Raw genomic sequence first — 26103 nt, 5'->3', positions numbered from 1 at the left:
GACTATCAACCGGAACAAGGAGTTTTCATGCAGCGTTCCACTTTTGCATTCCTATCCGCCGCCGTGCTGACGACGGCGCTGTCCGGTGCACCCGCCCTGGCTCAACAAAGCGCGCAGGCCCCGGCGCAGACGCAGGCTCAGCCTGGCATGGCTCCCGCCATCCAGAAACCGACGGATCAACAATTGCAGAAGTTCGCCTCGGCTTCGCAGAAGATTTCGGGCGTCGTTGACGAATACCGTCCCAAGGTCGACGCCGCCAAGACCGACGAGGCCAAGCAGAAGGTCGTTCAGGAAGCGGACGCCAAGATGGTCAAACTTGTCCGCGCCGATGGGCTGTCGGTCGAGGAATTCAACGGTATCGGCCAAGCCGTGCAGCAAGATCCCCAGCTTCGCGACCGTCTGATGAAGATGGCGCCGGCGCAGCGCTGACCTGCAACGGTAAGCCTAAGCAGACACCCACATCGGATTCCGCCCGCGTACCACCAGGCGAATTCGATGACTTGGCGCCGCGATCCCCGCTGGGGCCGCGGCGCCTTGTTCATTGGGCCTGTCAGGTCTTCAGGCGATAACCCGTCTTGAAGATCCAACGCACGCCAATCAGGCACGCCACCAGGAAGGCCAGTGTCATGCCCACGCTGATTTCGATACTGACGTCCGATACCCCGAAAAACGCCCAGCGGAAACCGCTGACCAGGTAGACCACGGGATTGAACAGCGTAACGGTCTGCCAGAACGGCGGCAGCATGTTGATGGAATAGAACGTGCCGCCCAGGAACGTCAGGGGCGTGATGATCATCAGCGGAATGATCTGCAGCTTTTCAAAGCCGTCGGCCCAGATGCCGATGATGAAGCCGAACAGGCTGAACGTTACCGCGGTCAACACCAGGAAGGACAGCATCCAGAACGGGTGCGCCACATCGAACGTCACGAACAGGCGCGCGGTGGCCAGCATGATGAGGCCCAGGATGATGGACTTGCTGGCGGCCGCTCCCACGTAGCCCATCAGGATCTCCACGTAGGAGATCGGCGCCGAATGGATCTCGTAGATCGTGCCGGAGAAGCGTGGCATGTAGATGCCGAACGAAGCGTTGGCGACGCTTTGCGTCAGCAGCGACAGCATGATCATGCCGGGCACGATGAACGCTCCGTAGCTCACACCGTCGATTTCGACCATGTGCGATCCGATGGCCGAGCCGAACACGACAAAATAGAGCGAGGTCGAAATCACCGGCGACAGCACGCTTTGCATCAGCGTGCGCCAGGCGCGGGCCATTTCGAAGAGGTAGATGGCGCGTATGGCGTAGAAGTTCATGATTGACCGTGCACCAGGCTGACAAAGATGTCCTCGAGCGAGCTTTCCGAGGTATTCAGGTCCGCAAATTCGATCTGCAGGCGGCTCAGATCTTGCAGCAGACGCGAGATGTCGCCGCCCCGTTCGTTGTCATAGGTATAGACCAGCTTGTAGCCATCGGCGGACAGCTCGAGCTGGTAGGCGTCCAGCGCCGTGGGAATGCCCGGCAGCGGCGCCTTCAACGTCAAGGCAAGCTGGCGCTTGCCCAACTTGGCCATGAGCGCGTTCTTTTCCTCGACCAGGATGATCTCGCCCTTGCGGATGACGCCGATGCGGTCCGCCATTTCCTGGGCTTCTTCGATGTAGTGCGTGGTGAGGATGATGGTGACGCCGCTTTCGCGCAGCCGACGCACCATTTCCCACATGCCGCGCCGCAATTCGACATCGACGCCCGCGGTCGGCTCGTCCAGGAACAGGATGGCCGGTTCGTGCGACAGCGCCTTGGCGATCATGACACGGCGCTTCATGCCGCCGGACAGCGCCATGATGCGGCTGTCTTTCTTGTCCCACAGCGACAGCTCGCGCAGGACTTTTTCAATATAGGCGGGATCCGCCGGCTTGCCGAACAGCCCGCGGCTGAAGGTGACGGTATTCCACACGCTTTCAAAGGCGTCGGTGGAAATCTCCTGCGGCACCAATCCGATCTTGGACCGCGCGGCGCGAAAGTCCGTCACGATATCGTGACCGTCGGCCAGCACCGTGCCCTGGGTGGGATTCACGATGCCGCAGATGATGCTGATCAGCGTGGTCTTGCCCGCGCCGTTCGGCCCGAGCAACGCAAAAATCTCGCCGCGCTGGATGTCCAGGTTGACGTTCTTGAGCGCCTGGAATCCCGACGCATATTGCTTGGATAAGCCTTGTACTGAAATGACTGGCTGCACGCGAGCCCCCAACTTGACCATAGCCGGAGGATTTTACCCGCCGCGCAGACCCTCGCTTGTTCAGCGTGGCGGAACGGTGTGTTTGATTTTTGGAAACACTGGTCCTAGAAGTCTTCGTCCTCTTCTACCTTCGGCATCAGGTAGGCCGTCAGCGCGCTTGAAAAACCGGCCATCACCCACAGGACGAAAAACGACACGGTGTAAAAGCCCATGCGGCCCGTCGGAACATATCCAAAAATGGTCACGTCCAGCGGGTCGATCAGGGCGAAGATCAGCGCGCTTCCCGCTGCGGCGGCCAAAAACGATGGCCACAGAATCCACATCAGCGATCGCAATCCCATGCGTGCACTCCCCCGATCAAGGTTTGGCGGCTGCCGGGCTGGCAGCCGCCGGCGACTGCGTCCCGGCCGCGGCAGGCGCGGTTTGTTCGATAACCAGCCCCCGCTTGACCACGCCCTCCTGGATGGGCTGGCTGGCAAACTGGGTCATCGCAAAGTAGATCGTGATGAAGCAGCCTATCATGGCGGCAAACGGACCTGCCATCAGGATCCACGGCCAGGGCTCGCGGTACCAGGGCTTGACGGGATGCGCCGGGTCGGCGGATTCGAGGGTGATGTGTGCAGCGTTCATGAAATGTCCTTGTAGTGCCCTGGGCAAGTGTCAGCCCTACTCGGGCACGTAGAAACTGGCGGCTTCATCGGTTTCGACCTGGCGGTTCTCGCCGTCCTGCCCCTTGGCGCGCAGCGTGATGGCATGCGCGCCGGGCGTGGCGCCCGCCGGGGCGCGGATGACCATCGGCACCAGCTTGTTGGCGGCCGGCTCGACCTCGACCACGTCCGATCCCTGCTGCCCCGCCATCACCGCCAAGTCGGGCATGCCTTCGGCCGTCAGGCGCAGGCGCATCGGCGCGTCCGAGGTGTTGATAATCTGCAGGCGGTAAACGTTTTCGATCATGCCGCCCGCCACCTCGCGGCCCAGCACGCCGCGGTCTCGGATGACGTCGACACGCAACGGGTTGCGGACCACCAGCGAGGCCACGAAGGCCACCGCCAGAATCAGGATCAAAGTGCCGTAGATCAGCACGCGAGGCCGCAGCAGATGCGACCGCGCGCTCTTGGTGGACAGGCCGTCCAGCATCGCGCGCTCGGACGTGTAGCGGATGAGTCCCGGTTCATACTGCATCTTGTCCATCACCTGCTCACAGGCGTCGATGCACGCGCCGCAGCCGATGCACATGTATTGCAGGCCGTCACGGATGTCGATGCCCGTCGGACAGACCTGCACGCAGAGACTGCAGTCGACACAGTCGCCCAGCCCTTGCGCCTTGTGGTCGACCTTGCGCGAGCGGCCGCCACGCGGGTCGCCACGGCGCTTGTCGTACGTGACGACGAACGTGTCCGGATCGACCATCACGCTCTGGAAGCGAGCGTAAGGGCACATGTACTTGCACACCGATTCGCGCATGAAGCCGGCATTGCCCCAGGTAGCAAAGCCGTAGAACAGCATCCAGAACCATTGCCACGGTCCGAGCTGGAGGGCGAAGAGTTCGTGGCCGAGTTCGCGGATGGGCGCGAAGTACCCGATGAACGTGGATCCCGTCCACCACGCCAGCGCGATCCACAGGAAGTGCTTGGTGAATTTCAGGCGGAACTTGCGCCAAGTCCAGGGCGATTCGTCCAGGCGGATACGCGCAATGCGGTCGCCTTCGACCTTGCGCTCAATCCACATGAAGATTTCGGTGTAGACGGTTTGCGGACAGGCGTAGCCGCAGAACAGGCGCCCGGCCACCGCCGTGAAAAGAAACAGCGCCAATGCCGAAATGACCAGCAGCACGGCAAGATAGACGACGTCCTGCGGCCAGAGCACCAGTCCGAACAAATAGAACTTGCGCGCGCCCAGGTCGAACAGCACGGCCTGTCGCCCGTTCCATTGCAGCCAAGGTAGACCGTAGAAGATGATCTGCGTGATGAAGACGAACGCGATGCGCCAACGGGCGAATATGCCGCTGACGGACCGCGGGTAGATCTTGCTACGCACCCCCGCCAGCGTCTGTTCCAGGGTCTCCTGGCCAGGGCGCGGCGGCCGCGTATGCGGCCGCCAAGGCGGCGGGTCACCGCCAGGCGAACTGCTGACGCTTGCGGTTGACCCATCTTCCATTTGCTGCTCCGTGCTGGTTAGTGCTTAGTGATATGGAAGGCCGCTGCGCGGCCGTCCATTTACGTGCTGCCGGTTCACTGCTTGGCCGCGCCGGACTCGGCGGGCGATGCAGCGGCCTGCTTCTGCGCGTCGGGCTTGTTCGACAGACCCCAGACCCAGGCAGTCAGGATCTTGATCTGCTCGGGGCTCAGGATGTGTTCGTGTGCCGGCATGCGGTTGTCGCGGCCTTCAAGGATGGTCTTGACGATGCTGGCTTCCGAGCTGCCGTAGAGCCAGACGTCGTCGGTCAGGTTCGGCGCGCCGACGAGCTGGTTGCCCTTGCCATCGACACCGTGACAGGCGACGCAGAAGTTGGCGAACTCGCGCTTGCCGCGGAACACGCGGACCGGATCGGCGGTCAGGCCCGACAGCGAACGCACGTACTGCGCGATGTCGCCAGCCATCTTGGGATCGATCGAGTCCTTCCAGGGCGGCATGATGCCGTGGCGGCCTTGCTTGATGGTTTGCATGATGGCTTCGGGCGAGCCGCCGTGCAGCCAGTCGCCGTCCGTCAGGTTGGGAAAGCTGGGCGCGCCCTTGGCATCGGAACCGTGACACTGCGCGCAGGTGTTCAGGAAAAGGCGCTGGCCGATTTCGCGGGCGCCCGGATCCTGTGCGATCTGCGGGACGGTCATGGTTTCGAAGCGCGCGTAGATGGGACGCACGGCCTCGGCCATCTTGGCCTGCTGCTGCGCCACTTCCTCGGTGCTGCTGTATCCCAGCTTGCCCTTGTACTCGCCCAGGCCCGGCATCAGGAACAGGTACCCCAGCGCAAAGGCGCAGGCCAGCAGATACATCCACGTCCACCAGGTGGGGACCGGGTTGTTGAGCTCGGTCAGGTCGCCGTCCCAGACGTGGCCGGTGTCCTCGACCTGGCCACTGGCCGGCTTGGCGCTGAGCCAGCGGCGTTGCGTGTACAGCAGCCACACGCACCACACCACCCCGCCCACGGCGACGATCGAGATGAAATACCCCCAGAAGCCATTGACGAAATCGCTCATGACCGATTCGCTCCATCTTGTTGTGCCTGCCCGAATTCATCGGGCAGTGCGAACGGCAGCATGGCCGATTCGCGGTTGGCGCTCTGGCGGCCGCGCGAGCAGGCCCACCAGACGATGCCGAAAAAGGTCGCCATCGAGATGGCGGTGACGATTGCGCTGATATAGCCGACCATGATCAGCCTCCCGAGGCCGCTTGAGCGGCCGGCTGCGCCGAGGACTGCTGGGACTTCTTGGCTTCTTCGGCCTTCTTGGCTTCTTCAGCCTGCTTGGCCAGTTGCGCCTTGCGAACGCCTACGCCCAACCCTTGCAGGTAGGCCACCAGCGCGTCTTCTTCGGTCTTGCCTTCGATGGCCTTCGGCGCTGCGGCGATTTCCTCGTCGGTGTAGGGCACGCCCAGGGCGCGCAGGGCGCGCATGCGCTGGTCGACGTTCTGGCCGGTGATGACCGTCTTTTCAAGCCACGGATAGGCGGGCATGTTGGATTCCGGCACCACCTTGCGCGGATCGCGCAGGTGGATGCGGTGCCAGTCGTCGGAGTAACGCTCGCCCACGCGGGCCAGGTCGGGGCCGGTACGCTTGGAGCCCCACAGGAACGGGTGGTCGAAGACCGACTCAGCCGCCACGGAGTACGACCCGTAGCGCTGGACCTCGGCGGCGAGCACGCGGACCTGCTGCGAGTGGCAGCCCACGCAGCCTTCGCGGATGTAGACGTCGCGGCCCATCAGCCGCAGCGGGCTGTAGGGTTCGACGCCCGCCACGGGCTGGGTGGTGCTGTGCTGGAAGAACAGCGGGATGATCTGGACCAGGCCCGCGAAGGAGACCACCAGGATGCTGGCGATGATCATCCAGCCGATGTTCTTCTCGAGGGTCTGGTGAGAAAAGAAGCCGTGATTCTTGTTGGCCATGATGTCCTCGTCAAACAGTGGCCGGCACGGCGGTCGCGGGGACCGTCGGACGGGCGGCATGGGGATCGTCTTGCGGAATGGCGGGATTGACCGCCGTGGCGCCGCTCACCGTCTTCCATACGTTCCAGGCCATGACGAACACACCGCACAAGAACAGGGTTCCACCCAGCAAACGGATCAGGTAGTACGGAACGCGCGTCTTCAGTTCTTCGACGAAGCTGTAGACCAGGGTGCCGTCCGGCGCCGTGTCGCGCCACATCAGGCCTTGCTGCACGCCGGCGATCCACATGGCGGCGATGTACAGCACCACGCCGATGGTCGCGATCCAGAAGTGCAGTTCGATGGCCTTGACGCTGTACATCTTTTCGCGGCCGTACAGGCGCGGGATCAGGTAGTAGAGCGAGCCGAACGAAATCATGGCGACCCAGCCCAGCGCGCCGGAGTGCACGTGGCCGATGGTCCAGTCCGTGTAGTGCGACAGCGCGTTCACGGTGCGGATCGACATCATCGAGCCTTCGAACGTGGACATGCCGTAGAACGACAGCGCGGTAACCATGAACTTCAGGATCGGATCGGTGCGCAGCTTGTACCAGGCGCCCTGCAGGGTCATGATGCCGTTGATCATGCCGCCCCAGGAAGGCGCCAGCAGGATCAGCGAGAAGGTCATGCCCAGCGACTGGGTCCAGTCGGGCAGCGACGTGTACAGCAGGTGGTGCGGACCCGCCCACATGTAAGTGAAGGCCAGCGCCCAGAAGTGGACGATGGACAGTCGATACGAGTAGATGGGACGGCCGGCCTGCTTGGGCACGAAGTAATACATCATGCCCAGGAAGCTGGTGGTCAGGAAAAAGCCCACCGCGTTATGGCCATACCACCACTGCACCATGGCGTCCTGCACGCCCGCGTAGGCGGAGTAGGACTTCCACATCGACACCGGCATTTCAATGTTGTTGAAGATGTGCAGGATGGCGATGGTGAGGATGTACGAGCCGAAGAACCAGTTGGCCACGTAGATGTGCTTGGACCGGCGCTTGATGATGGTGCCGAAGAACACGATGGCGTAGGCGACCCAGACCAGCGTGATCAGGATGTCGATGGGCCATTCGAGTTCGGCGTATTCCTTGCTGCTGGTAAAGCCCATGGGCAAGGTGATCGCGGCCGCGACGATGACGACCTGCCAGCCCCAGAACGTGAAGGCGGCGAGTTTGTCGCAGAACAGACGCGCCTGACAGGTGCGCTGCACGACGTAGTAGGACGTCGCGAAAAGAGCGCTGCCGCCGAAGGCGAAGATCACGGCGTTGGTGTGCAGCGGGCGCAGGCGGCCGTAGCTGAGCCATGCGGTATCGAAATTCAACTGAGGCCAAATTAGCTGCGCGGCAAGAAACACACCGACAGCCATGCCGACAATGCCCCAGACCACGGTCATGATTGCGAACTGCCTCACGACCTTGTAGTTGAAGGTATCGGACTTGCTTGCGATTGCGGGGCAATCGTTCATCACCCATCCCCTAAAGTAACAAGAACTTCCAGGCTTCGATGATGGGACTAGTCACAGGAGTCGGCGTTGATTTGGATCAACCGGGGTGCGACGCCTTGGACATCGCTGCATAACCGCAACGCCTTTAGGGGTATCTGGCCGTGAAAAGACCTGCCCAGCGGCGGCGGCAAACGGCGCGAGACGATCAGCGGCGGCCGGCGGCGCCGCTATCGTCGTCGCGCAGGATGGCCGTGCCGGCGTTGTCGGTGTCGTCGTACTGGCCATTGAAAACGGCCCACCACAGCGATACGCCGATGGCCAGGACAAAGAGCAGCGAGAGCGGCAGCAGAAGGTAGAGGATGGTCATGATGCCGCCCCCAGCGCGCTGCCGGCCGCCGTGGCGCCCGACCAGTCGCGGCGGCACAGGCGCCACGAGTTGTAGGCCACCGCCAGCGACGACAGCAGCATGGTGATGGCAGCCAGCCAGGGCGTGACCCAGCCTACCAGGGCCAGCGGCGTCATCAGGAGGTGCCAGACGAGCGAGCCGTAAAGATTCTGCCGCGCCTTGCGCCGCGCCTCGGCAAGCAGCGCGTCCAGCGCGGACTCGGGCATGTCGGGGTGCGCCGCCAGCGCGCTATGGGCGGACGCCATGGCGGTGGGCACGGCCATGGACATGGCGCAGGGACAGCTCATGACCAGCAGCGCCACCATGACGGGAATGCTGTGGGCGGGATCGATGTAGGCCCAGCCGGCGGCGGCGGCCAGCGCCAGCGCCACCTGCGCCAGGACGAACCGGGACGCCAACCGGTCTGCGCGCGCCCCCAGTTGCAGGCGCTGGTCTTCGACGCGGGCATGGCGGCGGCCGGCGGAACCCGCGCCGCCGAACGATTGGCGGGCGCACAGTTCGAGATAGCGCGCGGTGAGCAGGAACGCCACGAACATCGTGACCGAGTCGAAATAGACTTCGCCGCGGCCGGTGTAGGTGGCGTGCACGCTGGGGACGAAGGCGGCGACGATGCCAAGCGCCACCGGCACGTCCATGCCGGCGCGCCCCTGCCGCAGGTTGGCGCCGGCATGGCGCCAGATGGGCCATGCCGAATACAGGACAACGGGCACGGTCAGCGCGAAGCTGGCCCAGTTCATGAGGACGATGGCCCAATCCAGGGTTTCGAGCGCGTCGGCGGGCATGGATTCGTGGCGCAGATAGCCGGGCCACGCGAACATCATGACCTGCATCATCGCCAGCCACGCGAGCGACAGCCGCACCAGCGCGTGGCGGCGTTGCTGGCGGTCGGCGTCGGGCAGGCTGGCCGGGACGGCGAAAATGGATTTGGCACGCATGATGGCGATGGTAATCAGGCCCGCCCCCGGCCGCCTTGATTTGAATCAAGACGGTCGTGGCGATTTGCCGTCGCACCGGGGCGGCCGAACGGCGTTAGGGGCGGCGAAGCGCCATTCGTGGCCGCCGTTGTGGCGGCCTTGGTGGCGGCATAGCGGCGGCCTTACGGGCGGCCGGCCCGCAGCACCGCCGTCACGGCGGTGGTCAGTCGGGCCAGATCCTCGGCGTCGATGGTCAGCGCAGGCGTCAGGTAGACCACGTTGCCGAAGGGACGCACCCAGACGCCCGCCTCGACCAGGCGGCGCTTGAGGGCCTCGCGGTCGGCGATGCCGCCCAGTTCGACCACCCCGATCGCCCCGAGTACGCGCACGTCGCGCACCCAGGGCAATTCACGGCAAGGCTCCAAGCCGGCGGACAACGCCGCAGAGATGGCCTGCGCCTGCGCCAGCCGGGGTTCCGTCTCGAACAGGTCGAGCGAGGCATTGGCCGCCGCGCAAGCCAGCGCATTGCCCATGAAGGTGGGGCCATGCATCAGCGCATGGGTGGGGTTGTCGGACCAGAAGGCCTGGAAGACCCGGTCGCTGGCCACCGTGGCGGCAAGCGGCAGCGTTCCGCCGGTCAGCGCCTTGGACAGCGTGATGATGTCGGGGCGGATGCCGGCCTGCTCGAAGGCGAACAGGGTGCCGGTGCGCCCGAAACCCGTGAAGATCTCGTCGAAGATCAACAGCAACCCGTGCTTGTCCGCCAGGCGGCGCAAGCGGCGCAGGACCTCGGGATCGTGCAGCAGCATGCCGCCCGCGCCCTGGACCAGCGGCTCGACCAGGATGCCGGCCAGTTGCGGTGCGCGCGCCTGGAGCCAGGCGTCCAGCTCGGCGTGCCCCGTGTCGTCTCGCGGCAGGCTGACGATGTCGTGCCCGGCCAGCATGCCGTTAAAGAGACTGTGCATGCCCTCGTCCGGATCGCACACCGCCATGGTGCCGAAGGTATCGCCGTGATAGCCGCCCCGGAATGCGAGGAAGCGGGTCCGGCCGTGCTCGCCCTGGTTCAGCCAGAACTGCAGCGCCATCTTCATGGCGACCTCTACCGCCACCGAGCCGGAATCCGTATAGAAGACGCGGTCCAGGCCCGGCCCCAGCAGTCCGGCCAGGCGGCGCGCCAGCCTCAAGGCAGGTTCGTGCGTCAATCCGCCGAACATGACGTGCGGCATCGCGTCCAGTTGCGCGCGCACGGCCTGGGCGATGTGCGGGTGGTTGTAACCGTGGCAAGCCGTCCACCAGGACGCCACACCGTCCACCAGCGTGCGGCCGTCGGCCAGCTCCAGCCGGCTGCCGTGACTGCGCACCACGGGCAGCGGCGGCGTTGCCGTCTTCATCTGGGCATAGGGAAGCCAGATATGGGGTTGGCCTTGGGCCATCCAGTCGGGCACGTGCATCGTTCACCTCTTGAAATCGGGCACCGCCGGCCGGGTTCGCCGCAGCCTGCGCAGGCGCCCCGGGGGCCGTCGCGCCTCCACTACAATGGCCCGCATTCTACGGCCTGGCGCGGGCGTTCCCTGTCCGTCAGCCTGCCTGCCGCCGCGGCGCGCGGGCCTTGGGGCCGCTGCAGGATTTATCGATGTCTAAGCTGGATTCGCTTTTTTCCGCCGAGCTGGCGCTCGCCGACACCCGCCGCAAGCGCCGCAGGCTGCGCACGGCGTCGTCCGCCCCGCCCGGGCGCATCGTGATGAATGGCGTGCCCGTCCTGAACTTTTCGAGCAATGACTACCTGGGGCTGGCGCGGCATCCGCTGCTGGTCGACCGCGCCCGTGAATGGACGGCACGCCACGGGGCCGGCGCTCAGGCCTCGCGGCTGGTCTGTGGCAACCTGGACCTGCACGAACAGGTCGAGGCCAAGCTGGCCCGGCTGAAGGGCACCCAGGCCGCCCTGGTGCTGGCGTCCGGCTGGCAGGCGAACGCCGCGGTACTGCCCGCCCTGATGCGCGCAGCCGCCGCCCACGGCGAGGTGGAGGTCTACGCCGACAAGCTCAATCACGCCAGCCTGCATCATGGCTGCCAGGCCGCCGGCGTGCGGCAGATACGCTTTCGCCACAACGACCTCGATCATCTGGAAAGTTTGCTGGCGCGCCGCGCGCAAGAGACCGGCAGCGGGCTGCCGGTTTCGCGGTTCATCATCACCGAAAGCGTGTTCAGCATGGACGGCGACCGCACCGACGTCGTCCGGCTGGCGGACCTGGCCGACCGTTTCAATGCCTTTGTGTATCTGGACGAAGCGCATGCCACCGGCGTGCTGGGGCCTGGCGGCATGGGGCTGGCCGGACTGGCGCCGGGGCGGATCGACTTGGCAATGGGCACCTTCAGCAAGGCGCTGGGCGGATTTGGCGCGTACGTGGCGGGCTCGCGCGCGCTGTGCGATTTTCTTGTGAACGCGTGCTCGGGCTTCATCTACACCACCGCGCTGCCGCCCGCCGTGCTGGGCGCCATGGACGCGGCGCTGGATCTTGCGCCCGCGCTGGATGCCGAACGCGCGCGGCTGGCGGCCAGCGGCGAGCGGCTGCGCGACGCGTTGCGCGGCATGGAGCTGGACACCGGCGCGTCCTCGACCCAGATCGTGCCCGCCATCGTGGGCGATGAAGCCCGCGCGCTGGCCATGGCCGCAGACCTGGAGCGCCGCGGCCTGTTGGCCGTGGCGATCCGTCCACCCACAGTACCCGCAGGCACGAGCCGACTGCGCATCGCGCTCAGCGCGGCGCATTGCGACGACGACGTGACCCAGCTGATCGAGGGTTTCGCGGCGGTGCTGGCATGACGACGTTTCCGGATTCCGCCATCCGCCCGACGATGCTGTTCGTCCATGGCTGGGCGTTCGACGCGGCGTTCTGGGACCCGCTGCGCGCCGCGTTGCCTGCATGGCCCCACGCCGTCTCCGACGCGGGTTACTTCGGCCCCGCCCGTGAGCCGGCCCTTACAGGCCCGGTGATCGCGGTCGGCCACTCGCTGGGCGTCCTGCGCCTCTTGGGCCGCCTGCCGGACCAATGCGTGGGGCTGGTGTCGATCAATGGCTTTCCCCGCTTCTGCGCCGCAGCGGATTACCCCGCGGGTGTGCCCGTCCGCATGCTGGACCGGATGCGCAAGCGTCTGACCGAGTCGGCGGACGACGTGCTGCGCGATTTCCGCCAGCGCTGTGGCGAAGATTCCCGCTTTGGCGCACCCCGGATGGCTGCGCTGCATCAGGGTCTTGAATCCCTGCGCGACGACGACCAGCGCGCCGCGCTGGCCGCCCTGCCTGTGCCGCTGCTGGCACTGGCCGGCAGCGCGGACGCCATCGTGCCGGCCGGGATGATGCGCGCCGCCTTTGCCGGGCGGCCAGATGGCGACCTGCATTGGCGCGAACACGGCGGCCATCTCTTGCCCGTCTCGGACACTGACTGGTGCGCGGCCCACATCCGCGCTTTTGCTGCCCGCGTGGCGTCGCCCGCATGACGCAGGCTGCCCGCAATGCCCGCGTCGGCGACCGCTTTGGCGCCGCCGCCGCCCGCTACGAAGACCACGCGGCCATCCAGCGCATCGCGGCCGAACGGCTGGCGAGCGACATCGCCCTCTTGCCCCTGCCGCCTTGCCCCCGCATCCTGGAGATCGGCTGCGGCACCGGCCTGCTGACCCAGGCGCTGGCGCGACGGCTGGGGCCAGCCGACTGGACGGTGACCGACATTTCACCCGGCATGCTGGCCGCCGCGCGGCGTGGCCCCGCCCTGCCCGGCACGGCGCGTTACCAGCTGCTGGACGGCGAGCACCCCGCTGGGCTGACAGGCGGCTTCGACCTGATCTGTTCCAGCCTGGCCGTGCAGTGGTTCTCGGACCTGAACACGGGTCTGGCGCGGCTGGCCGGCCTGTTGGCCCCCGGCGGCCATCTGGCCGTCGTCACGCTGGCCTCGGGCACCTTTGCCGAATGGCGGGCGGCGCACGCCGCCGCCGGCCTGGCGCCCGCGACGCCCAACTATCCGCCCCCCCACGCCATCCGTCCGGCCATGACCGATATGGCCGGTGGCGTGCGCGGCGAACGCCTGATACAAGATCATCCTGACGGCCTGCATTTCCTGCGCGGCCTGAAGGGCATCGGCGCGACCACCCCCGCGCCCGGCCGCCCGCCGCTGGGCGCGGCGCAACTGCGCCGGGTCTTGGGCGCGTTTGACGAACATGGCGCCACGGTGACGTATCACCTGGCGTTCGGTATGTGGAGAAAGAACATGCAGCGGCCCAATGGCGTTTTTGTGACGGGCACCGATACCGGCATCGGCAAAACCCTGGTGTCGGCCATCCTGGCCCGTGCCTGGAGTGCCGATTACTGGAAACCGGTGCAGACGGGCGTGGCCGAAGAGCCCGGCGACACCGACACCGTCGCCCACCTGGCGCAGTTGCCGCCCGAGCGCCTGCACCTGCCTGCCTACGTGCTGCAAGCGCCGCTGTCGCCGTGGGCGGCCGCGACGCTGGAGGACACGGTCGTCGACGCCACCACCATCGTGCCGCCCGCGACGCGGGCGCCGCTGATTGTGGAAGGCGCGGGCGGCCTGTATGTGCCGATCGACGACACGCACATGATGATCGACCTGATCGCACGCCTGGACATGCCGGTGGTGCTGGCGGCGCGCAGCGGACTGGGCACCATCAACCACACCTTGCTGAGCCTGAAGGCGTTGCAGCGGCGCGGCATCCCGGTGCTGGGCGTGGTCATGAGCGGCCCGCCGTCCGCGGGCAACAAGGAAGCCATCGAGCGCTTTGGCGGCGTGCGCGTGCTCGCGGAGATCCCGCCGCTGCCGCGTGTGGACGCCGCGGCCGTCGAGGCATTGGCCCAGGGCGTCGCCCCGTTGGCCGAATGCCTGGCGGCGCTGTATGACGCCGAAACCGAAGCGGACTAGCCCAGACGCCAGCCCGCCGCGCCCGGCATCACTGCCGGGCCATGTCGATGAACGCCCGCAGCGCCGATGAGACGCGGCGCTGACGGGGGTAATACAGCATGAAACCCGGAACCACGGGACACCAATCCTCCAGCAACCGCACCAGCCTGCCCGATGCGAGCAGGTCCGCCACGTAGCTTTGGGGAACGTAGCCGATACCGATGCCATCGCAGGCCGCGCGCACCTCGGCATGCACGTCGCTCAGTGCAATGCGGCCCGGCACGTCGATATCCATCTTTTCGCCGTCCTTCTCGAACTCCCATTTGAAATAGCGGCCGCTGGGAAACCGGTAGCGCACGCAGTCGTGCCGCAGCAGGTCGGCTGGCGTGCGGGGCGCCTCGCGCCCCTGCAGGTAGGCGGGCGACGCCACCACCACCGCGCGCAGCGGCGGGCCGATGGGAACCGCGACCATGTCCTCGGGCACCGCTTCAAGCAGACGCACGCCCGCGTCGAAGCCGGATTTCACGATGTCCACGAAACTGTCGTCTTCACCGATCTCCAGGCGGATGTCCGGATACGCCCCCAGAAAGCGAGCCGCCATGGGCATCAGCAACAGGTACGAGGCCGCGCGCGACGTGTTGATGCGCAGCGTGCCGGCGGCGGAGCCGCGAAAGTGGTTCATTTCGTCCAGCGCGTCGCCCAAACCATGCAGCACCGGCTGCAGGCGCTCGGCCAGGCGGTGGCCGGCTTCGGTCAGGGCCACGCTGCGCGTGGTGCGGTTGAACAGGTTCACCCCAAGCCGCTCTTCCAGGTTGCGGATGGCGTAGCTGACCGCGGACGTGGACAGGCTGAGCTCTTCGCCCGCCTTGCGGAAGCTGCCCAGACGGGCAACCGCGGAGAACGCGGCAAGATGGGACAGGTTGTCGAGCGGCATGATTATGCAAATTTATTCAATAAATCATGCCGAAATTCTAGCTTGAAGTGCGTTGTCACCGGGCTTATTGTGAACGCCTGCTCAACAAACATCCCAAGAGGCCGTCATGATCCAAGCCCAAGGCTACGCCGCGCACAGCGCCGACACTCCCCTGGTTCCCTTCAGCTTCACCCGCCGTGAACCGGGCGACGACGACGTGCTGATCGACATCCTGTACAGCGGCATCTGCCACTCCGACCTGCATCAGGCGCGCGGCGACTGGGGCAATTCCATGTACCCGATGGTGCCCGGCCACGAAATCATTGGCCGCGTCGCGCAAGTGGGCAAGAACGTGACGCGATTCAAGGTCGGCGACTACGCCGGCGTGGGTTGCATGGTGGACTCGTGCCGCCATTGCAAGGCGTGCCGTCTGAACCTCGAACAGTATTGCGAAGAGAACGCCACGCTCACCTACAACGACAAGGAGCGCGGCAGCGACCAGCTGACGTTCGGCGGCTACTCCGATCGCATCGTGGTGACCGAGCACTTCGTCGTGAAGGTGTCCGACAAGCTCGACCTCAAGGCCGTCGCGCCGCTGCTGTGCGCCGGCATCACCACCTATTCCCCGCTGCGCCACTGGAAGGTGGGGCCGGGCAAGAAGGTCGGCGTCATCGGGCTGGGCGGGCTGGGCCACATGGGCGTGAAGTTTGCGCATGCAATGGGCGCGCATGTGGTGATGATCACGACTTCGGCCGACAAGGCCCGCGATGCCAAGCGCCTGGGCGCGGACGAGGTGCTGGTCTCGCGCGATGCCGACGCCATGACGGCGCACGCCGGCACGTTCGACTTCCTGCTGAACACGGTTCCCGTCAGCCACGACGTCAATCCCTACATGGCCCTGCTGGCGCTGGACGGCACCATGGCGCTGGTCGGCGCGCTGACGCCGCTGGATCCCATCCCCGGAGCCAACCTCATCATGGGCCGCAAGTCGCTGGCCGGCTCGGCAATCGGCGGCATGCAGGAGACGCAGGAGATGATGGATTTCTGCGCCGAGCACAACATCGTCAGCGACGTGGAAATCGTGCCGATCCAGGCCGTGAATGAGGCTTACGAGCGGTTGGTGAAGAACGATGTGAAGTATCGCTTCGTGATCGACATGGCGTCGCTGAAGGAAACGCGCGCTGCCGCATAACCTGCTTCCCCGAAGGCCTTCTGGGTTCAGTCGGGAAACTTCTCGTCGTGGGCATCACCCAAGCGGCCGAAGTACGTGACGTGCCGGCCCGCGATCCACACCGCGTAGCCGACGCATCCCGCCGCGCAACTCAGGCGCTTGAATTCCGGGTACTTCACCTCGCCCCGCTGCGCGCCGCGAATCGCGGCTTGCAGCGCGGCCCGATCAAAATCATTGGCAATGGCGACGTCGGGCACATCCAGCGGGATGTCCAGCGTCTGGTCATCAGGCAGGTAGTAGGCGGTGCGGCGGGCCCGGTAGTCGACCACATAGGATTCGACCCCTGCGCCCGCCAGTTGACTGATGACTTGGCCGAAGTGGATGTGGCCCTGAGCGGATGCCTCCGCGGTTTCACGAATGATGGATTGCGTGGACGCGTTCATGGATGGCTCCTGACGATGAAAAGGTGAAGACCGTTCCGGCGCCTCGTTCTTCGCACCGTCCAGCGTACTGCGGGAATGGCGCCATCGCGAAACAAAAAAAGAGGGTGCCCGCAGGCACCCTTGAATCCACCCTACAACAGCACCTGCGACTACACACCTGCATGCGGCGCCCGGCGTCCCGCGGGACAGGCCGGGCACTGCCGGCTTACGCAGCCTTCTGCGCCTTGCCGTGTTCGAACTGCGCCTCTTCGGTCGAGCCGGTCAGCGCGGTCGTGGACGACTTGCCGCCCTCGATCGTCTGGGTCACGGCGTCGAAGTAACCAGTGCCCACTTCGCGCTGGTGCTTGACGGCGGTGAAGCCCATTTCCGCGGCGGCAAATTCCTTCTGCTGCAGTTCCACGAAGGCGCTCATCTGGCGGCGGGCGTAGCCGTGGGCCAGCTCGAACATGCCGTAGTTCAGCGCGTGGAACCCTGCCAGCGTGATGAACTGGAACTTGTAGCCCATGGCGCCCAGCTCGCGCTGGAACTTGGCGATGGTGCTGTCGTCCAGGTTCTTCTTCCAGTTGAACGACGGCGAGCAGTTGTAAGCCAGCAGCTTGCCCGGGAATTGGCGATGGATGGCGTCCGCGAACTTGCGGGCGTATTCCAGGTTGGGCGTGGACGTTTCGCACCAGATCAGGTCGGCATACGGCGCGTAGGCCAGGCCGCGGGAAATGGCTTGGTCGATGCCGGCGCGGGTGCGGAAGAAGCCTTCCACTGTGCGCTCGCCCGTGATGAACGGACGATCGTTTTCATCGACGTCGCTGGTGACCAGGTCGGCGGCGTCGGCATCGGTGCGGGCCAGCAGCAACGTCGGCGTGCCCATCGTGTCGGCGGCCAGGCGGGCCGACACCAGCTTGGACACGGCCTCGCGGGTGGGCACCAGCACCTTGCCGCCCATGTGGCCGCACTTCTTCACGGAAGCGAGCTGGTCTTCGAAGTGGACGCCCGACGCGCCCGCCTCGATCATGGCCTTCATCAGTTCATAGGCGTTGAGCACGCCGCCGAAACCGGCTTCGGCGTCCGCCACGATGGGCGCGAAGAAGTCGATGTAGCCTTCATCACCGGGGTTCTTGCCTTCCATCCACTGGATCTGGTCGCAGCGCGTCAACGAATTGTTGATGCGGCGAACCACCTGCGGCACGGAGTTGGCGGGATAGAGCGACTGGTCGGGATACATTTCGCCGGCCAGGTTGGCGTCGCCGGCGACCTGCCAGCCCGACAGATAGATGGCCTTCAGGCCGGCCTTGACCTGCTGCATGGCCTGGTTGCCGGTCAGGGCGCCCAGCGAATTGACGAACGGCTCGCTGTGCAGAAGTTCCCAGAGGCGCGTGGCGCCGCGGCGGGCAAGCGTGTGTTCGACGCTGATCGAGCCACGCAGGCGGATGACGTCTTCGGCGCTGTAGTCGCGCTTGATGCCCTGCCACCGGCTGTTCTCGGCCCAATCTTTCTGCAGGTTGCGGATTTCGGTTTCGCGATTGCTCATGGTGATGCTCCTGGTCAGTAGTGAGAGAACTTCAAAGGATTCGCGTCGTGCATTGCGTGAATCGTTGGAGAAAGTCTATGCCTGTGCTGCGGAGCAATGTGAGGGCGAGTCTTATACAAGACGAAAAATCTTAGTTATTTAAATCAATGAGTTATGAACGCTATTTTGTATAATGAAATGCGATTGTCGTTTGTGAAATGCCGCCCCGCTGCTACGCAACACGGGCTTTCACATGCCGAGAGTTACATTTCACGTTGTGGAATATCGCGCCTCTTCCAGCGCCTACAATGCCGTCATCCCGTTTTTGAATTCCTGCTATGACCCTGTCTCACGGCCCCCTCGGGCAGAGCGTGGCCTACGCCTCGCAATACGATCCCTCGCTGCTGTTCCCCATTGCGCGCTCGCACAACCGCGCGGCGCTCAATCTGAATGACGGCAACCTGCCCTTTACCGGGGTGGACCTGTGGAACGCCTATGAGCTGTCGTGGCTGGACGCCAAGGGCAAGCCTCGGGTGGCGATGGCGACGTTCTCGGTGCCGGCCGACAGCCCCAACATCATCGAGTCCAAGTCGTTCAAGCTGTACCTGAACTCGTTCAACCAGACCCGCCTGGTCAATTCGGCGGCCCTGCGCGGCCGCCTGGAACGCGACCTGAGCGCCGCCGCTGGCGCGCCGGTGGGCCTGGACTTCTTCTTGCCGCAGCGCTTTTCCGAACTGCAGATGGGCGAGATGGACGGCATCTACATCGACAAGCTGGATATCGAGATCGACACCTATGAGCCCGCCCCCGATCTGCTGCGTACGCGGCCGGGGGACGTGGTCGAGGAAACGCTGGCGTCGCGCCTCTTGAAGTCGAACTGCCCCGTGACGGGCCAACCCGATTGGGCCACGGTCCAGATCCGTTACCGCGGCAAGCCGATTGATCGCGAATCGCTGCTGCGCTATGTGGTGTCGTTCCGCCAGCACGCCGAGTTCCACGAGCACTGCGTCGAGCGCATCTTCAGCGACATCATGCAAGCCTGCGGCCCGGAACAGTTGACGGTGTATGCGCGCTACACGCGCCGCGGCGGACTGGACATCAATCCCTGGCGCAGCAACTTCGAGGCGGCGCCGCCCGCCGACATGCGAACCGTCCGACAGTAACGCGCCTGCCACGCAAAGCGGCCGCTCCAGGGCGGCCGCTTTGCGTTCACGATTCCACGCTTACTTCACGAACGGCTCAGGCCGCGGCGTGTCGTCTTCGGACGGCGGCAGCACCGGGTACTGGATGACCGGCTGGTCGCCCGTCAGCGTCTTCAGGAACGCCACGATCTGGCCGTTTTCATCGGGCGTGAACGTGCGGCCCAGTTGCAGGCGGCCCATGACGTCGACGGCCTGCGTCAGCGTGGCCGCTTCGCCGTCATGGAAGTACGGGTAGGTCAGCGCCACGTTGCGCAGCGTCGGCACCTTGAAGTTGAAGCGGTCCGCGTCCTTGCCCGTGACCGCGGCGCGGCCTTCGGCCTTGTTCTCGGTGATGTAGGGGGTGACCAGCCCCATCTTCTGGAACGAGTTGCCGCCCACCGCCACGCCGTTGTGGCAAGCGACGCAGCCGCTGTTCTTGAAAAGGTCGTACCCGGCCAATTCCCGGACGGTCAGCGCTTTCTTGTCGCCCTTGAGCCACTGGTCGAAACGCGAATTCGGCGTGACCAGCGTTTCTTCAAACGCGGCCAGCGCGCTGGTCACCTCATCGATGGTGATCGTGTCCTTGCCGAAGACCTGCTTGAATTCGGCGCGGTAGCCCGGAATGGAATTGAGCACCTGCACCGCCAGCTCGTGGGTGGACGCCATTTCCATGGGGTTCTCGATCGGGCCGCCCGCCTGCTCGCGCAGGTCCTTGGCGCGGCCGTCCCAGAATTGGGCGATGTTCAGGCTGGAATTGAGCACGGTCGGCGAATTGATGCCGCCCTGCTGCCACTTGTGGCCGATGGAGGCCTTCAGGTTGTCGGAGCCGCCCATGGCGAGGTTGTGGCAGGAATTACAGGAGATCGCGCCGGAGCGGGACAGACGCGGATCGAAGAAGAGCTTCTTGCCCAGTTCGACCTTGGCGGGTTCCTTGATGACGGCGGGCTCGATCGGCTGGATGGGTTCCTGCGAGGCGCTCCACGCCTGATTTGCCCACAGTCCCAGTACGAGTCCCACGGCCAGCAGCGTACTTGTCTTTCTCATTTGCTTCTCCTGTGAATAACCAGTTCAACCACATGGTTATTACATCGGGGAAGCCATGCCCTGGCCTTGCGAGGCATCAAGCGGCGCCGGCCGGGGCGCACGCGGCGATGCCGTGCTTGACGGCGCGCAAGGCAGCGCTGGCGCCGTGCGGGGCGATCAAAGGGTTTCGGGCGCCCTGCGGTTACGGCGCCCGCGGTCTCACGGCATTACGGCCGCGCTGCCGCCGCCGCCGCGGGCGGTTCGGCCCGCCGCGCCTGCACCGCGATCCACTGCGCCAGGAAAGCGGCCACGGCGAACGCCACGCCCGCGCCCACCCACGGACCTTGCCGCAAGCCGGCATCCAGGAGCAGGCCGAAGGCGAGCGGCCCCAGCGCCGAGCCCACGTCCATGCCCGAATACACCAGGCCGTAGACCGAGCCCGTCGAGCCCTTGGGCGTCACGCGGCGGATCAGCATGTCGCGCGACGGTGCCGCCACGCCCGAGCAGAAGCCCGCCAGGCCCACGACGGGCGCGGCCAGCACTGCGGGCACAAGCCCCAGCGCCAAGACGACCAGCGTCAGGCCGGCCAGGATCAGCGCCACCATGACGGTGCGCTCGGTGCGCGGGTTGGCCGACACCAGGAAGCCGCCGGCCGCCATGCCCACCGCGGAGGCCACCATGTACCCGGACAGCGCGGAACTGGCCGTGACCTTGGACAGGTCGTAAAGCTGGCCCAGCAAGGGAATCGTGTAGTTCTGCACCGACGAAAGCGCGATGGAAGTGCAGGCAAAGAAGAGGAAAGCGCCCCACAGCGCGGGCTTGGACAAGAGCGCGGACAGCGTGGCCAGAACGCCCTCTTGCGGTTTGGCGGCGGGCTTGGGCGCGCTGGCGGCATCCTTGGCGTCGCCGCCGGCCTCGACGGGCGACGGGCCGCCCAGCAGGTCGCGTCCCAGCACCGTCAGCAGCAGCACCAGCGCCACGAGGCCGGCGGCGCTATAGGCTGCCACGCGCCAGTTGGCCAGCAGCGTGATGGTGGTGATGAACACGGGCGTGAGCGCCCACCCCAGGTTGCCGGTCAGGCCGTGCGTCGAGAACGCATGGCCGAGCCGCGGCGCGGTGACGCGGTGGTTGATGAGGGAGTAATCCGCCGGATGAAACACTGAATTGCCGATGCCGCCGATGACGGCGGCGGCCATCAGCATGACGTAGCCGGTGGCCGATCCGATCAGCACGCCCGACAGCACGAAGCAGCCCAACCCGAACCAGAGCACGGGGCGCGCGCCGATGCGGTCCACCACGAAACCCGAGGACGCCTGGCCGATGCCGGAAACCACGTAGAACGTCGACACCAGCAGGCCCAGCCGCGCGAAGTCCAGCCCGAACTGAAGGCCCAGCGCGCCGTACAGCGACGGCAGCACAAGCTGGAAGAAGTGGGACGACGCGTGCGCCACGCCGATGAGCAGGATGATTTTCCAGTCGCGCCGGCGTACGTCGGCGTCTGAGAGCAAGGGGGTGGCGGCGGTAGCGGTGTTCATTGCACAGGGCCGCGAAGGCGGCAGGATGCGTTCCGCCCAAGGCGGTTCGCGGGTTGTCTCCGGCAGCGCGCGGGTACTTGCCCGGGCGTGAATTTTTTTGCGACTGCAGGGTTTGAAACTGCGCCGGGCCGGCTTATGCAGCCGGCCCGGAAAATCGATACTACATGGCCTTTTCGCGGATCGCGGGCCAGGCGCGCTGCAGGTAGTACAGCATCGACCACACCGTCAGCACCGCGGCCACGATGATCAGCACGTCGCCCAGCAGCTTGGTGCTGACGCCGTAGATGGACTGGTTGTACAGCAGGCACGGAATGGCGATCATCTGCGCCGCCGTCTTGAACTTGCCCAGCCGGTGCACGGCCACGCTGGCGCTGGCGCCGATCTTGGCCATCCATTCGCGCAGCGCGGAAATCGTGATTTCACGGCCGATGATGATGAGCGAAATGAAGGCGTCGACCCGGCTCAGGTCAAGCAGCACGATGAGGGCGGCGCAGACCATGAGCTTGTCGGCCACCGGGTCCAGAAATGCGCCAAATGCCGATGTCTGGTTCCAGCGCCGGGCGAGCCAGCCGTCGAACCAGTCGGTCAGCGCGGCGATGATGAATGCCCATGCCGCCAGCGTATCGCGCGTGGGAACAGACATCCAGCTTTCGGGCAGATAGAACAGCCCGACCACCAGCGGAATCATGGCGATACGCAGCCACGTCAGGATTATGGGAACGTTAATTGGCATAGTGTCCGTATCCTAACAGAGGGTGGTCCCCTCCGAAGCGCCTTTGGCGCCTTCCCCAGGGGCGCCGCAGCGGACCGGCGGAGCCGGATCCGCGCGGCCCGGATTGCTCGTCGGGTGGAGTGGTTGAAATTGGGGGTTTGGCATGTTGGGTCGGCGGCGAGGGTGACACAAGTTCGTGACATCTGAGCGATTCCAGGGTGTCAGCGCAGCGCCTCGTAGATTCGAATTGCCAAGTCTTGCGAGATGCCGTCTACGGAGGCCAGGTCCTCGATGCTGGCGCGGGCAACGCCGGAGAAGCCGCCGAAGCGGGCCAGGAGGCGCTGGCGGCGGCGGGCGCCCACGCCTTCGATTTCTTCCAGGCGCGAGACGTTGCGTGTCTTGGCGCGGCGGGCGCGCATGCCGGTGATGGCGAAGCGGTGGGCCTCGTCGCGCACCTGGGCGATCAGCATCAGCGCGGCGGATTCACCGCCCAGGGCGACCGGCGGGCGGCCGTCGGCGAAGACCAGGGTTTCCAGGCCGACCTTGCGCCCTTCCCCCTTGGCCACGCCCACCAGCGTCTGGATGTCCAGTCCCAGTTCCGCGAAGACCTTGCGCGCGACCTCGACCTGGCCCTTGCCGCCGTCGATGAGGACAAGGCCGGGCATCTGCGCGTCGCCATCGGCCACCTTCGCAAAACGCCGGGTCAGCACCTGACGCATGGCCGCGTAGTCGTCGCCGGGCGTGATGCCGGCGATGTTGTAACGGCGGTACAGCGAGGGCTGCATGTCGTGGTGTTCGAACACCACACAGGAAGCCTGGGTGGCTTCGCCGGCGGTGTGGCTGATGTCGAAGCACTCGATGCGCAGCGCGTCGAGCGCGGCTTCGTCGGTGTCCAGGTCCAGGGCTTCAGCCAGCGCCAGCGTGCGGGCCGCCCGGGCGCCGGATTCGGTCAACGCGCGCGCGAGCGCCATTTCGGCGTTCTTTGCCGCTTGCTCCAGCCACGAGCGGCGCGTGCCCTGCGGCCGCGTCAGCACCCGCGTCGGCCGGCCGCCCGACTGCTCGACCAGCAGTGCGATCAGCTCGGGATCGGGCAAGGTGTGCGAACACACCAGGATGGGCGGCATCGCGTTCTCGGTGTAATGCTGGGCCACGAAGGCTTCCAGCACCTGCGGCGCGGCCTCGCCTTCGGCGTGCGAGGGAAAGAACGGCTTGTCGCCCAGATGGCGGCCGCCGCGCACCATCGCCAGGTTCACGCAGACCTTGCCGCCGGCAATGGCGACCGCAATGATGTCGGTGTCTTCGCCGCTGACGTTTTCCATGGTCTGCTGGTGCAGCACGCGCGCCAGCGATCCCATCTGGTCGCGCAGCGCCGCGGCTTCTTCGAAGCGCAACTCCATGGAGGCCTGCTGCATGCGGGCCTCGATCTCGCCCATGACGTCCTTGGCCTCGCCGTTCAGAAAGCGGACGGCGCGATGCACGTCGCGGTCGTACTCGGCCGCTTCGATGGCGCCCACGCAAGGCGCCGAGCAGCGCCCGATCTGATGCAGCAGACAGGGGCGCGAGCGGTTGGCGAACACGCTGTCCTCGCACGTGCGCAGGCGAAAGACCTTTTGCAGGATCTGGATGGTTTCGCGCACGGCCCAGGCGTTGGGAAACGGGCCGAAGAACTGGCCGCGCTTGTTGGTGGCGCCGCGGTAGTACGCGATGCGGGGCCAGTCATGCCCCGTGATGTGCAGGTACGGATAGGACTTGTCGTCGCGGAACAGGATGTTGTAGCGCGGCTTCAGGCTCTTGATGAGGTTGTTTTCCAGGATCAGCGCTTCGGCCTCGGAGCGCGTCACCGTGACCTCCAGGCGCGCCACCTTGGCCACCATCTGCGCGATGCGCGGGCTGGACAGCGTCTTCTGGAAATACGACGAGACGCGCTTCTTCAGGTCGCGCGCCTTGCCGACATACATGACCTCGCCGGCCGCATCCAGGTGCCGGTAGACACCCGGCAGATGCGGCAGGTCAGACAGGAACGATTTGAGATTGAAGTCGTCGGGCATTCTGGTAACGGCTTTCGGCCTGCAAGGTATCCCAATCGGGCGCATCGAAACGCGGCATCAGGCGCCGGATGCGCGCAACGGACTCGGGCGCATGGTCGAACTCAAGGCGCGACAGCAGGTCGTCGGCCAGGTCCGGGCGGTTGCACACCAGCACCATGTCGCAACCGGCGCGCAGCGCGGCGTTGGCACGGTCCAGGATGTCGCCCGCGACCGCGGCGCCTTCCATGGTCAGGTCGTCCGAGAACACCACGCCATCGTAGCCCAGGCGCTTGCGCAGGATGTCCTGCACCCAGCGCTTGGAAAATCCCGCCGGGTGCTTGTCCACCTTGGGATAGATCACGTGCGCGGGCATGACGGACGGCAGCACCGCGTCGCCCAGCCACGCGTAGGGCGCGGCGTCGTCCTTCATGATCTCGTCCAGCGTGCGCGGATCGACCGGGATCTCGTGGTGCGAGTCGGCCTCCACGTAACCGTGGCCGGGGAAATGCTTGCCGCAGGCCGACATGCCGGCAAGCGATAGGCCTTGCACCAGCGCGCGCGACAGCATGGTCACGACGCGGGGATCGGCGTGGAAGGCGCGGTTGCCGATGACTTTGCTGACGCCGTAATCCAGGTCCAGCACCGGCGTGAAGCTCATGTCCACGCCGCAGGCGCGCAGTTCGGCGGCCAGGACATACCCGGCCTCGGTGGCCAGGCGCATCGCCTGCAGCGGATCCTGGTCCCACAACTGGCCCAGCGCGCGCATCGGCGGCAACGGCGTGAAGCCGTCTTCGCGGAACCGCTGCACACGGCCACCTTCATGGTCCACCAGGATCAGCAGCGGCTCCTTGCGCGCCTTGTGGATCTGGCGCGTCAGCGCGGTGAGCTGGGCGCGGTTCTCGAAGTTGCGGGCAAAGAGGATGACGCCGCCCACCAGCGGGTGGCGCAGGCGCTTCTTTTCCGCCTTAGTAAGCGTGTATCCCGCCACATCGACCATCACGGGGCCGGGGGGCAGGACCGCCTTGGATTTCTTTTTGGCCATGGAGGTGTCCTTGTAGATGTGCAGCAAGCCGGCGGGAAAAATCCCGGGCTCAGGGCTTGCGCTCGACCACCACGTACGCGGCGGCCATGTCGGATTCATCGGTAATGGAAACGTGGGCCGCGCCGAACCGTTCGGCATACCAGGCCTGCAATTCGGGCGCGATCACCAGCACCGGGCGGCCGCCCGGCGCATTCAGCGTCTGCACGCGCCGCCACGTCATCGGCATGCGCATGCCCAGGCCGATCGCCTTGGAAAAGGCTTCCTTGGCCGCAAAGCGCGTGGCAAGGAATCGCAGCCCGCGGACGGGGTCGCGCGCGCGGCGGGCATGGAATTTGAGGAGTTCTTCGGGTCCCAGGATCTTTTCGGCGAATCGGTCGCCGTGGCGCGCCAGCGCGCGCTCGATCCGGTCGATGCGCAGAAGGTCCATGCCGATGCCGGCAATGGCGCCGGCGGGCGTGGCGGAAGAAGAGTCGGACATCGGCATCGCCTGGCTAGCGGTCAAAACGCGTCAT

At 65.7% G+C, this 26103-nt stretch carries 27 protein-coding genes; 6 read left to right on the top strand and 21 right to left on the bottom strand.

What is annotated here, in order from left to right:
* Window positions 1–27: 27 nt before the first annotated feature.
* Window positions 28–429 (top strand): DUF4168 domain-containing protein, encoded by a 402-nt coding sequence (locus HV786_RS21940; RefSeq protein WP_056323953.1) that lies wholly within the window; start codon window positions 28–30, stop codon window positions 427–429.
* A gap of 121 nt (window positions 430–550) precedes the next feature.
* Here the strand turns inward: HV786_RS21940 and HV786_RS21935 are convergent, their stop codons facing one another.
* The 12 genes from HV786_RS21935 to HV786_RS21880 all read right to left on the bottom strand — a co-directional run bounded on the left by HV786_RS21935 (window position 551) and on the right by HV786_RS21880 (window position 10581).
* Window positions 551–1312: an ABC transporter permease gene (locus HV786_RS21935; protein WP_128828606.1), complete on the bottom strand. Its 762-nt coding sequence runs from the start codon at window positions 1310–1312 to the stop codon at window positions 551–553.
* Window positions 1309–2232, bottom strand: coding sequence for an ABC transporter ATP-binding protein (locus HV786_RS21930; protein ID WP_128828607.1), 924 nt, complete (start codon window positions 2230–2232; stop codon window positions 1309–1311). Before HV786_RS21930 ends, HV786_RS21935 begins: the two co-directional genes overlap by 4 nt.
* 104 nt (window positions 2233–2336) lie before the next feature.
* The gene (locus HV786_RS21925; protein WP_056323947.1) at window positions 2337–2573 is read right to left on the bottom strand and encodes a hypothetical protein; all 237 of its coding nucleotides are present in this window, start codon (window positions 2571–2573) and stop codon (window positions 2337–2339) included.
* A 16-nt stretch (window positions 2574–2589) separates the two neighbouring features.
* Entirely contained in the window at window positions 2590–2862 is a 273-nt protein-coding gene (locus HV786_RS21920; protein ID WP_062839085.1) for a FixH family protein, read from the bottom strand.
* A 36-nt stretch (window positions 2863–2898) separates the two neighbouring features.
* Entirely contained in the window at window positions 2899–4389 is a 1491-nt protein-coding gene (gene ccoG, locus HV786_RS21915; protein WP_128828608.1) for a cytochrome c oxidase accessory protein CcoG, read from the bottom strand.
* A 74-nt stretch (window positions 4390–4463) separates the two neighbouring features.
* Complete coding sequence (gene ccoP / locus HV786_RS21910; protein ID WP_062839086.1) at window positions 4464–5429, bottom strand: cytochrome-c oxidase, cbb3-type subunit III; 966 nt, start codon at window positions 5427–5429, stop codon at window positions 4464–4466.
* Window positions 5426–5602: a cbb3-type cytochrome oxidase subunit 3 gene (locus HV786_RS21905; RefSeq protein WP_056323938.1), complete on the bottom strand. Its 177-nt coding sequence runs from the start codon at window positions 5600–5602 to the stop codon at window positions 5426–5428. The genes ccoP and HV786_RS21905 overlap by 4 nt, the downstream gene beginning before the upstream one ends.
* 2 nt (window positions 5603–5604) lie before the next feature.
* Complete coding sequence (gene ccoO / locus HV786_RS21900) at window positions 5605–6333, bottom strand: cytochrome-c oxidase, cbb3-type subunit II (RefSeq protein WP_056323935.1); 729 nt, start codon at window positions 6331–6333, stop codon at window positions 5605–5607.
* Window positions 6334–6343: 10 nt separating this feature from the next.
* Entirely contained in the window at window positions 6344–7831 is a 1488-nt protein-coding gene (gene ccoN, locus HV786_RS21895) for a cytochrome-c oxidase, cbb3-type subunit I (protein WP_056323933.1), read from the bottom strand.
* A 184-nt stretch (window positions 7832–8015) separates the two neighbouring features.
* Entirely contained in the window at window positions 8016–8177 is a 162-nt protein-coding gene (gene ccoS / locus HV786_RS21890; protein ID WP_062839088.1) for a cbb3-type cytochrome oxidase assembly protein CcoS, read from the bottom strand.
* Window positions 8174–9151 carry a P-type ATPase actuator domain-containing protein gene (locus HV786_RS21885; protein WP_175211847.1) on the bottom strand — a complete coding sequence of 326 codons (978 nt, stop codon included), beginning with the start codon at window positions 9149–9151 and terminating at the stop codon, window positions 8174–8176. Before HV786_RS21885 ends, ccoS begins: the two co-directional genes overlap by 4 nt.
* Before the next feature lie 161 nt (window positions 9152–9312).
* Window positions 9313–10581 (bottom strand): adenosylmethionine--8-amino-7-oxononanoate transaminase, encoded by a 1269-nt coding sequence (locus tag HV786_RS21880; RefSeq protein WP_128827115.1) that lies wholly within the window; start codon window positions 10579–10581, stop codon window positions 9313–9315.
* 182 nt (window positions 10582–10763) lie between these two features.
* On the opposite strand from HV786_RS21880, the gene HV786_RS21875 reads away from it, so the two are divergent.
* From HV786_RS21875 to bioD, 3 genes are read left to right on the top strand one after another with little or no spacing between them, the layout of a single operon-like run.
* The gene (locus HV786_RS21875) at window positions 10764–11954 is read left to right on the top strand and encodes an aminotransferase class I/II-fold pyridoxal phosphate-dependent enzyme (protein ID WP_175211845.1); all 1191 of its coding nucleotides are present in this window, start codon (window positions 10764–10766) and stop codon (window positions 11952–11954) included.
* Window positions 11951–12628, top strand: coding sequence for an alpha/beta fold hydrolase (locus tag HV786_RS21870; RefSeq protein WP_175211843.1), 678 nt, complete (start codon window positions 11951–11953; stop codon window positions 12626–12628). Before HV786_RS21875 ends, HV786_RS21870 begins: the two co-directional genes overlap by 4 nt.
* A complete protein-coding gene (bioD, locus tag HV786_RS21865; protein ID WP_175211841.1) occupies window positions 12625–14061 on the top strand; it encodes a dethiobiotin synthase in 1437 nt (478 codons plus the stop codon). Before HV786_RS21870 ends, bioD begins: the two co-directional genes overlap by 4 nt.
* Window positions 14062–14089: 28 nt before the next feature.
* Here bioD and HV786_RS21860 read toward each other — a convergent pair whose 3' ends face one another.
* Entirely contained in the window at window positions 14090–14974 is an 885-nt protein-coding gene (locus HV786_RS21860) for a LysR family transcriptional regulator (RefSeq protein WP_128828611.1), read from the bottom strand.
* A 106-nt stretch (window positions 14975–15080) separates the two neighbouring features.
* Here HV786_RS21860 and HV786_RS21855 point away from each other — a divergent pair, with 106 nt between their 5' ends.
* On the top strand, window positions 15081–16145 hold the full coding sequence (locus HV786_RS21855) for an NAD(P)-dependent alcohol dehydrogenase (RefSeq protein WP_128828612.1): 1065 nt from the start codon (window positions 15081–15083) through the stop codon (window positions 16143–16145).
* 26 nt (window positions 16146–16171) lie between these two features.
* On the opposite strand, the gene HV786_RS21850 is transcribed toward HV786_RS21855, so the two are convergent.
* Window positions 16172–16567, bottom strand: coding sequence for a DUF1398 family protein (locus HV786_RS21850; protein ID WP_128828613.1), 396 nt, complete (start codon window positions 16565–16567; stop codon window positions 16172–16174).
* 205 nt (window positions 16568–16772) lie between these two features.
* Window positions 16773–18092, bottom strand: a complete 1320-nt coding sequence (gene aceA, locus HV786_RS21845; protein WP_128828614.1) for an isocitrate lyase — start codon at window positions 18090–18092, stop codon at window positions 16773–16775.
* A 317-nt stretch (window positions 18093–18409) separates the two neighbouring features.
* Between aceA and queF the strand changes: the two genes are divergently transcribed.
* Window positions 18410–19234: an NADPH-dependent 7-cyano-7-deazaguanine reductase QueF gene (gene queF, locus HV786_RS21840; RefSeq protein ID WP_128828615.1), complete on the top strand. Its 825-nt coding sequence runs from the start codon at window positions 18410–18412 to the stop codon at window positions 19232–19234.
* A 60-nt stretch (window positions 19235–19294) separates the two neighbouring features.
* Here the strand turns inward: queF and HV786_RS21835 are convergent, their stop codons facing one another.
* The 6 genes from HV786_RS21835 to acpS all read right to left on the bottom strand — a co-directional run bounded on the left by HV786_RS21835 (window position 19295) and on the right by acpS (window position 26075).
* On the bottom strand, window positions 19295–20296 hold the full coding sequence (locus HV786_RS21835; RefSeq protein WP_128828616.1) for a cytochrome-c peroxidase: 1002 nt from the start codon (window positions 20294–20296) through the stop codon (window positions 19295–19297).
* Window positions 20297–20502: 206 nt separating this feature from the next.
* The gene (locus HV786_RS21830) at window positions 20503–21810 is read right to left on the bottom strand and encodes an MFS transporter (RefSeq protein WP_062839092.1); all 1308 of its coding nucleotides are present in this window, start codon (window positions 21808–21810) and stop codon (window positions 20503–20505) included.
* A gap of 160 nt (window positions 21811–21970) precedes the next feature.
* A complete protein-coding gene (gene pgsA / locus HV786_RS21825; protein WP_128828617.1) occupies window positions 21971–22543 on the bottom strand; it encodes a CDP-diacylglycerol--glycerol-3-phosphate 3-phosphatidyltransferase in 573 nt (190 codons plus the stop codon).
* A gap of 200 nt (window positions 22544–22743) precedes the next feature.
* A complete protein-coding gene (gene uvrC / locus HV786_RS21820; protein WP_056323901.1) occupies window positions 22744–24570 on the bottom strand; it encodes an excinuclease ABC subunit UvrC in 1827 nt (608 codons plus the stop codon).
* Window positions 24533–25591, bottom strand: a complete 1059-nt coding sequence (gene nagZ / locus HV786_RS21815; protein ID WP_128828618.1) for a beta-N-acetylhexosaminidase — start codon at window positions 25589–25591, stop codon at window positions 24533–24535. Before nagZ ends, uvrC begins: the two co-directional genes overlap by 38 nt.
* Before the next feature lie 49 nt (window positions 25592–25640).
* The gene (gene acpS, locus HV786_RS21810; protein ID WP_056323898.1) at window positions 25641–26075 is read right to left on the bottom strand and encodes a holo-ACP synthase; all 435 of its coding nucleotides are present in this window, start codon (window positions 26073–26075) and stop codon (window positions 25641–25643) included.
* Window positions 26076–26103 lie beyond the last annotated feature (28 nt).

Source organism: Achromobacter mucicolens (assembly GCF_902859725.1).
In the GTDB taxonomy this organism is placed as follows: domain Bacteria; phylum Pseudomonadota; class Gammaproteobacteria; order Burkholderiales; family Burkholderiaceae_B; genus Achromobacter; species Achromobacter mucicolens.
This window is presented reverse-complemented; position numbering and strand designations above follow the sequence as displayed.

Coding starts and splice junctions, on each gene's coding strand:
- HV786_RS21830 (WP_062839092.1), bottom strand. CDS start 21,810: ATGAACACCGCTACCGCCGCCACCCCCTTGCTCTCAGACGCCGACGTA.
- HV786_RS21855 (WP_128828612.1), top strand. CDS start 15,081: ATGATCCAAGCCCAAGGCTACGCCGCGCACAGCGCCGACACTCCCCTG.
- HV786_RS21875 (WP_175211845.1), top strand. CDS start 10,764: ATGTCTAAGCTGGATTCGCTTTTTTCCGCCGAGCTGGCGCTCGCCGAC.
- acpS (WP_056323898.1), bottom strand. CDS start 26,075: ATGCCGATGTCCGACTCTTCTTCCGCCACGCCCGCCGGCGCCATTGCC.
- HV786_RS21935 (WP_128828606.1), bottom strand. CDS start 1,312: ATGAACTTCTACGCCATACGCGCCATCTACCTCTTCGAAATGGCCCGC.
- nagZ (WP_128828618.1), bottom strand. CDS start 25,591: ATGGCCAAAAAGAAATCCAAGGCGGTCCTGCCCCCCGGCCCCGTGATG.
- HV786_RS21850 (WP_128828613.1), bottom strand. CDS start 16,567: ATGAACGCGTCCACGCAATCCATCATTCGTGAAACCGCGGAGGCATCC.
- uvrC (WP_056323901.1), bottom strand. CDS start 24,570: ATGCCCGACGACTTCAATCTCAAATCGTTCCTGTCTGACCTGCCGCAT.
- queF (WP_128828615.1), top strand. CDS start 18,410: ATGACCCTGTCTCACGGCCCCCTCGGGCAGAGCGTGGCCTACGCCTCG.
- ccoG (WP_128828608.1), bottom strand. CDS start 4,389: ATGGAAGATGGGTCAACCGCAAGCGTCAGCAGTTCGCCTGGCGGTGAC.
- ccoN (WP_056323933.1), bottom strand. CDS start 7,831: ATGAACGATTGCCCCGCAATCGCAAGCAAGTCCGATACCTTCAACTAC.
- HV786_RS21860 (WP_128828611.1), bottom strand. CDS start 14,974: ATGCCGCTCGACAACCTGTCCCATCTTGCCGCGTTCTCCGCGGTTGCC.
- aceA (WP_128828614.1), bottom strand. CDS start 18,092: ATGAGCAATCGCGAAACCGAAATCCGCAACCTGCAGAAAGATTGGGCC.
- HV786_RS21940 (WP_056323953.1), top strand. CDS start 28: ATGCAGCGTTCCACTTTTGCATTCCTATCCGCCGCCGTGCTGACGACG.
- HV786_RS21905 (WP_056323938.1), bottom strand. CDS start 5,602: ATGGTCGGCTATATCAGCGCAATCGTCACCGCCATCTCGATGGCGACC.
- HV786_RS21880 (WP_128827115.1), bottom strand. CDS start 10,581: ATGCACGTGCCCGACTGGATGGCCCAAGGCCAACCCCATATCTGGCTT.
- ccoS (WP_062839088.1), bottom strand. CDS start 8,177: ATGACCATCCTCTACCTTCTGCTGCCGCTCTCGCTGCTCTTTGTCCTG.
- HV786_RS21870 (WP_175211843.1), top strand. CDS start 11,951: ATGACGACGTTTCCGGATTCCGCCATCCGCCCGACGATGCTGTTCGTC.
- HV786_RS21885 (WP_175211847.1), bottom strand. CDS start 9,151: ATGCGTGCCAAATCCATTTTCGCCGTCCCGGCCAGCCTGCCCGACGCC.
- ccoO (WP_056323935.1), bottom strand. CDS start 6,333: ATGGCCAACAAGAATCACGGCTTCTTTTCTCACCAGACCCTCGAGAAG.
- HV786_RS21920 (WP_062839085.1), bottom strand. CDS start 2,862: ATGAACGCTGCACACATCACCCTCGAATCCGCCGACCCGGCGCATCCC.
- ccoP (WP_062839086.1), bottom strand. CDS start 5,429: ATGAGCGATTTCGTCAATGGCTTCTGGGGGTATTTCATCTCGATCGTC.
- bioD (WP_175211841.1), top strand. CDS start 12,625: ATGACGCAGGCTGCCCGCAATGCCCGCGTCGGCGACCGCTTTGGCGCC.
- HV786_RS21835 (WP_128828616.1), bottom strand. CDS start 20,296: ATGAGAAAGACAAGTACGCTGCTGGCCGTGGGACTCGTACTGGGACTG.
- HV786_RS21925 (WP_056323947.1), bottom strand. CDS start 2,573: ATGGGATTGCGATCGCTGATGTGGATTCTGTGGCCATCGTTTTTGGCC.
- pgsA (WP_128828617.1), bottom strand. CDS start 22,543: ATGCCAATTAACGTTCCCATAATCCTGACGTGGCTGCGTATCGCCATG.